The organism is Streptomyces milbemycinicus (assembly GCF_002154605.1).
GTDB lineage: Bacteria > Actinomycetota > Actinomycetes > Streptomycetales > Streptomycetaceae > Streptomyces > Streptomyces milbemycinicus.
The window spans coordinates 1-1,580 of record NZ_MUNE01000661.1; the positions used below are offsets into that span (position 1 = coordinate 1).

The following is a 1,580-nucleotide window of genomic DNA, read 5'->3' on the forward strand; positions in this document are numbered from 1 at the left end:
AGTTCCTCGCGGACCCGGCCGGCGTCCGGGTGGCCGAGGGCGTCGAACATGGTCAGCGCCTGCCGCCAGGTCTCCCGGGCGCCGGGGACGTCGTCGGCGGCCAGCTGGGCGCTCCCCAGGCGGTACATGGTCTCGGCCGCCCTGACCCGCTCGCCGCGCTCGCGGCGCAGCTCCACGGCGTTGCGGTAGCAGACGATGGCCTGCTCGTGGTCGCCGAGGCGGTGGTGGGCGTAGCCGAGGCTGTCCCAGGCGGCGGAGGCGCCACGCCCGTCGTGTGCCTGCTGCAGCATCCGCAGCGCCTTCTCGCAGTGGACCAGGGTCTGCTGGTACTGGCCGACCATGGCGTACGCCCAGCCGACGTTGTTCAGCGCGTACGCCTCCCCGCTGCGCTGGCCGACCTCGCGGTACAGCTCAAGGGTGCGCTGCGCGTGGTACAGCCCCTCCTCGTGGCGGCCCTGCCGCTCGCCCGCCAGGTTGAGCGCGACGTGGATGAGGGCCTGGCCGGCCGGGTTGCCGGTCTTGCCGTGCAGGTCCAGGGCGCACATCAGGTGGTCGCGGGCCCGGTCGTACCGGGCCATCCGCAGATCGGCGAGGCCGAGGCCGTGGTGCGCGTGCGCCTGCCCGGCCAGGTTGTCCGCACGCCGCGCCGCGTCGAGGGCCACGGCGTGTACGGCGCCCTGGTCGTGCCAGTGTCCGCGCTGGTCCAGGAACTCGGCGAGCGACCAGGCCAACTGCCAGGCGTGGGGCTCGAAACCGCTCTCCGCCGCCTGCTGCTGTGCGGCGACCAGCACATGGTGTTCGGCGGTGAACCAGGTCAGCGCTTCGCCGTAATCGGCGAACGATTCGGTGCAGACGCCGGGCTGCGCCGCGGGGAGGGTGAGCGGCGTGCGCTGCGGGGTGAACACCCGGCCTGCGGCGACGGCGGTGTGCAGATAGTGGTCGAGCGTACGGTGCAGCGCGGCGCGCCGGTCGTCCTCGGAGTCGTACGCCTCGGCCAGCTCGGTGGCGTAGGCGCGCAGCAGATCGTGCAGCGCGTACTGACCCGGGCTGCGCTCGGTGAGCAGATGGGCCCGGGTCAGCTTGAGCAGCAGCCGCCGGGCCTGCGGTACGGGCAGCCCCATCAGGCTGGCCACGGCGGCCGCCGAGATGTCCGGGCCGGGGTGCACACCCAGCAGCCGGAACAGCCGGGCGGCGTCGGTGCCCAGGGTGTGGTACGACCACGAGAACACCGCCCGGACGTCGGTGGTGGCGTCACCGCCGTCGAACGCGTCCAGGCTGCCGCGCGCGTCGTGCAGCTCGCGGGCGAGGGCTTCGAGGGAGAAGCCGGGGTGAGTGGCCGCGCGGGCGGCGACGATGGCCAGCGCCAGGGGCAGCCCCGCGCACACCGTGATGACGTCCTCCACCGCCTCCGGCTCGGCCGCCACCCGCTCGGAACCGAGCCTGCGGGCGAGCAGTTCGCGCGCCTCGGCCCGGTCGAGCAGATCCAGCGGCAGCGGCTGGGCCTGCTCCGCGACGACCAGCCCGGTGAGCTCGTTACGGCTGGTCAGCAGCACCAGACAGCCGGGCGCCCCGGGCAGCAG

At 74.2% G+C, this 1,580-nt stretch carries 1 protein-coding gene; it reads right to left on the reverse strand.

What is annotated here, in order from left to right; translation table 11 throughout:
- A partial coding sequence (locus CCN51_RS41990) for a tetratricopeptide repeat protein (RefSeq protein ID WP_143676064.1) occupies positions 1-1,580 on the reverse strand: 1,580 nt, incomplete at both ends.